General features: G+C 69.9%; 4 protein-coding genes and 1 pseudogene. All 5 read left to right on the top strand.

Annotation, left to right across the window (positions count from 1 at the left end; genetic code table 11):
* The first annotated feature begins 31 nt into the window (after window positions 1–31).
* A pseudogene (locus tag RT662_RS06250) lies at window positions 32–1,312 on the top strand (FliI/YscN family ATPase).
* Window positions 1,309–1,647, top strand: coding sequence for a hypothetical protein (locus RT662_RS06255; RefSeq protein ID WP_313669846.1), 339 nt, complete (start codon window positions 1,309–1,311; stop codon window positions 1,645–1,647). The pseudogene RT662_RS06250 and the gene RT662_RS06255 overlap by 4 nt, the downstream one beginning before the upstream one ends.
* Window positions 1,641–3,248, top strand: coding sequence for a flagellar hook-length control protein FliK (locus RT662_RS06260; protein WP_313669847.1), 1,608 nt, complete (start codon window positions 1,641–1,643; stop codon window positions 3,246–3,248). The genes RT662_RS06255 and RT662_RS06260 overlap by 7 nt, the downstream gene beginning before the upstream one ends.
* 10 nt (window positions 3,249–3,258) lie before the next feature.
* On the top strand, window positions 3,259–3,786 hold the full coding sequence (fliL, locus tag RT662_RS06265) for a flagellar basal body-associated FliL family protein (RefSeq protein ID WP_313669848.1): 528 nt from the start codon (window positions 3,259–3,261) through the stop codon (window positions 3,784–3,786).
* Window positions 3,783–4,093, top strand: a 311-nt coding sequence (locus tag RT662_RS06270; protein ID WP_313669849.1) for a hypothetical protein, incomplete at its 3' end; no start/stop codon positions are given. The genes fliL and RT662_RS06270, both read left to right, overlap by 4 nt.

Here is a 4,093-nt window from a genome sequence, read left to right on the forward strand (position 1 = left end):
GACCGCCAGCCTTGCCCGCCAGATCGCCGCGATGGCGGTGCCGGCGCTGCCCATCCGCAAGGGCGGCTGCGTGGTGGCGGCCGATGGCAATATCATCGAAGCGGTGGGCGTACACGGCGCCATCGGCAACCGTGTCGCGTTGGGTGCGGCCGGATTGGCGGGTGAAATCATCGGGTTCCGTGATGGTCGGGCGCTGTTGATGGGCCTGTCGCCGCTGGCCGGCATCGCGCCGGGCGCGCTGGTGCTGCCGGAAGCGACCGGCGGTGACGTGGCGGTGGGTGATGCGCTGCTGGGCCGGGTAATCGATGGCCTGGGCCAGCCGCTCGATGGGCGGGGGGCGATCATGACGGCGGCGCATGTGCCGGCCGCGCCGCCGCCCTTGCTGCCACAGGCGCGGGCGCGGGTGACACAGCCACTGGCCACCGGCGTGCGGGCCATTGATGCGCTGCTCAGCTTTGGTGTTGGCCAGCGCATCGGGATCATGGCCGGCACTGGCGTCGGCAAATCGGTGCTGCTCGGCCAGATCACGCGCTGGGCGCAGGCTGATGTGGTGGTGATGGCGCTGATCGGCGAACGCAGCCGTGAAATCAGTGACTTCATTGATACCGAACTGGCCGGCCCGGCGCGAGCGCGCACCGTTACCGTGGCGGTGCCAGCGTCAGACGCGATGCTGTGCCGGGTGCGCGGTGCCCAGCGCGCCTTTGCCATTGCCGAATGGTTCCGCGCACAAGGGCGACAGGTGCTGCTGATCCTCGACAGCCTGTCGCGCGTCGTCCACGGCGCGCGCGAAGTGGCCATGGCGCGGGGAGAGCCAAGCGGATCAAGGGGTTATCCGCCCTCCGCCCTGCAACTGATCGCCGATCTGGCCGAACGCGCCGGCGGCGACAGGCTAACGGGCGGCAGTATCACACTGGTCGCCACCGTGCTGGCCGAAAGCGATGACCGGGCCGATCCGGTGGTGGATGCGGCGCGCGGCGTGATGGATGGCCATGTGCTGCTGTCTCGCCGGTTGGCCGGGCGCGGGCAGTTTCCGGCCATCGATCTGGTCAGTTCGGCCAGCCGGGTGATGATCGACGTGGTGAGCGAGGCCCACAACCGGGCGGCGCAGCGCTTCCGGCGGATGGTGGCGCTGATCGAGGAGAATCGTGATCTGGTGCTGATGGGCGCCTATGCCGCCGGCTAGGATGCGGAGCTGGATCTGGCGCTGGCCCTGCAGCCGGTGCTGGCGGCTTTCATGGCGCAGGATCGCGACCAAGCCACTGATTGGGAAGACAATATTTCCACATTGCTTGAGATGGTGCCCGAGCCATGAGTGCGCTTGATCGCCTGATCCGTGTGCGCCGCATCCGCGAGCGGCTGGCACTGGCTGATCTGGCCCGCGCACAGGGCCAGGCGGCGGCCGACGCCGCGCTGCTGGAACGGGTGCGATCGCTGGTGGGCGGGCAGGGCGAAGGCGTGGCCAGCGCCGCCGTGCGTTCGGCCCGCGCCCGCATCGATGCGCAAGTACACGATATTGCTGTGGAAATCGCCCAGCGCCGCGACCGGTCTGCCACCACCCGTGATGAGGCCAGCCGCAAGCTGGCTGCCGCCCGCGCCGCTGTCGACGCCGCGCTGGCCCGCCGAGCCGAACAGGAGGATCCATGCTGAACCTGCCCAGCCCGCAAGCCGTGCTGCCGCTTGATCTGGCGGTGCCGGCAGAACCGCCGGAACTGCTGCCGGCTGCTGGCTCAGCGCTGCCGGCCTTTGCCGGCATGCTGGCGGCAAGTGGCCCACTGCTGCCGGCGGCTGGCGGCACGGTGGAACCCGTGTCCGGCGAGATTGAAACCGCGCAATCGCCGGCGATCGAGCAGGCTTGGGCGTTGGTGCTGGTACCGGAACTGGCCAATCTGCCGGCCGAATTTATTCCACCCGCCGCCTTGCCGGAGCCAGCGCCCGAGCCGGCACCTGGATCCGGGGCTGCTGCCGGCAACATGCTGGGTCGCGGTGTGGCCGCCTTGAACTTCGGGCTCGCTGGCCCATGGCCCCTGCGCGCTGTCTCCAGCCCGCGACTGGCCGGATTGGCGCCGGCCTCCGATCCGGGTCGGGTGCGGGGCTGGCAGAATGGCTTGCCCTCGCCCCCCGCGCTTCCCAGCCCTCCGATCACCGCGGCTGCGCCGTCGCCGGCCCCTCAGCCCGCTGCCCCGCCGCCAGCCGATTTCATCCTGCGCAATGTCACCGGCCAGCCGATCCCGTTTCCCACGGATGATCAGCCGCCCTGGTATGATCCGCACGTCGCCCCGCCCTGGTTTGATCCTGCCAATCCGCCGCCGCCGTGGAGCGATCCTACCCGGCCGCCGCCCGCGTGGTATGATCCCACCAAGGTGCCGCCGGCCTGGCTTGATCCGGCGCGCATTCCGGCGTCCTGGTTCGATATCCCGCGCCCGCCGGCCGTGACGATCAGCGCCCTGACCGAGGCGCGGCCCGAACCGGCACCGACGCTGGCCGTGTCCCCACCAACATCCACGCCGTTGCCGCCAGCCGCCGGCCCCGATCTGTCGCCGGCTGTTCCGGTCAATGCCCCCATCACCGATAAGGCCACCGCGCCAGTCCCCGATCCGGTCACGACCCCCATCTCGACCCCGGTCTCGATCCCGATCGGGGCCACAGCCCGGGCAGACGTGTCGCCGCCCTCAGCGCGGCGCGGGCCGTTGGCGCAGCCGCCGATCAGGGCTGAACGGGCGCGGCGCGCGGGTTTCGATGAACAGCCCGTGCTGGCCGAACGGCCGCAGCCGGCGATTTCCATGCCAACATTCACCCTTGCCGTGCCGCCATCTTTGGCCACGCCGGCAACGGCACACGCTTCGGCCGCCGTACCCCCCAATCCCTCTCCCGCGCCCCCTCTTGCGTCGCCCGAGACCAATCCTGCCCTCACCGTTTCCAGCGACCGGCTGGGGGATGTCGCCGTCCGCCTGAGCGGTGGGCCGGATCAATTGCAGGTGGTGATGCAGGCCCAGCCCGCCGCCGCCGTGCTGATCGGCGCCGATGCGCCGCGCCTCAGCCAGGATCTGGCGGCGGCCGGGGTCGCGCTGGCGGGCCTTTCGGTCAATGGCCAGCGCGCTGATCTGGGTGGCGGCGGGCGCGACCGCCAGCGCCAATCCTCCCGTCGCGATGATGATTCGCCGATTGCGGCAACCCGCCGGCTGGCAGCCCGTCCTGCCCAGAATCCTTTGGGCCTGAACCGACCCGCCACCATTGACCGTTTTGCCTGAGGATCCCGCCATGGCCGAAGCCGATGCCAAAGTGAAAGATGCGCCCAAGAAGAAAAAGGGCCTGCCGGCGCTGCTGGTGCCGCTGCTGGCCTGTGTGTTGGGGGCCGGCGCCGGCGGTGCCGGCGCGGCGATTGCGCTGATCAAGTTCGCGCCCGCCTTGCTGGGTGGCGGCGGTGCGGCCCACGCTCCGGCGGCGGCACCGCATGATCCGGTGCCGGAAGGGCCGCTGGAATATGTGGAGGTCGATAACGCCTTCACGTCGAACCTGGCCGATAGCGGCCGCTATTTGCAGATCAAGATTTCGCTCTCCACCTTTGGCGGGCCGGAAGCGGTGGAATCGATCGAAAAGCACAAGCCGGCCATCGTTTCGGCGGTGCTGGCGGCGCTGGGCGAAGTGCGCGAGCCTGACATCGAAAGCGCCAAGGCCAAGGATGATCTGCGCGAACGACTGAAGGGCGTGATCAACAGCGCGCTCAAATCCAAGGGTGAACCCGGCGGCGTGGAGGAGGTGTTCTTCACCTCGCTGGTTGTGCAATGAGTGATCTGCTGATCCGCACCGAAGCCCCGCCGGCGGCCAGTTTCGTAGACAGCTGGCGGCCCCGCCCGGCCGAAGCCGCGCCCGATGATGGCGATGATACGCCGTTCGAACCGCTGATCCTGGCGATCGAGGATGAACTGACCCGCACGCTGGGCGTGGAGGTGAGCGTGCATCCCGGGCGCGGTCTGGCGCCCGGCGCGCCCGATATCGCGCCGGAATTGGGGGCGCTGCTGGCGACCATCCGGTTGGGCGGCGATGTGGCCCGGCCGGTGGCGCAGATTTCCGGCGTTGTCACCGCACGCCATGC

Source organism: Sandarakinorhabdus sp. (genome assembly GCF_032115815.1).
Classification (GTDB): Bacteria; Pseudomonadota; Alphaproteobacteria; order Sphingomonadales; family Sphingomonadaceae; genus Sandarakinorhabdus.

Coding starts and splice junctions, on each gene's coding strand:
- RT662_RS06255 (WP_313669846.1), top strand. CDS start 1,309: ATGAGTGCGCTTGATCGCCTGATCCGTGTGCGCCGCATCCGCGAGCGG.
- RT662_RS06260 (WP_313669847.1), top strand. CDS start 1,641: ATGCTGAACCTGCCCAGCCCGCAAGCCGTGCTGCCGCTTGATCTGGCG.
- fliL (WP_313669848.1), top strand. CDS start 3,259: ATGGCCGAAGCCGATGCCAAAGTGAAAGATGCGCCCAAGAAGAAAAAG.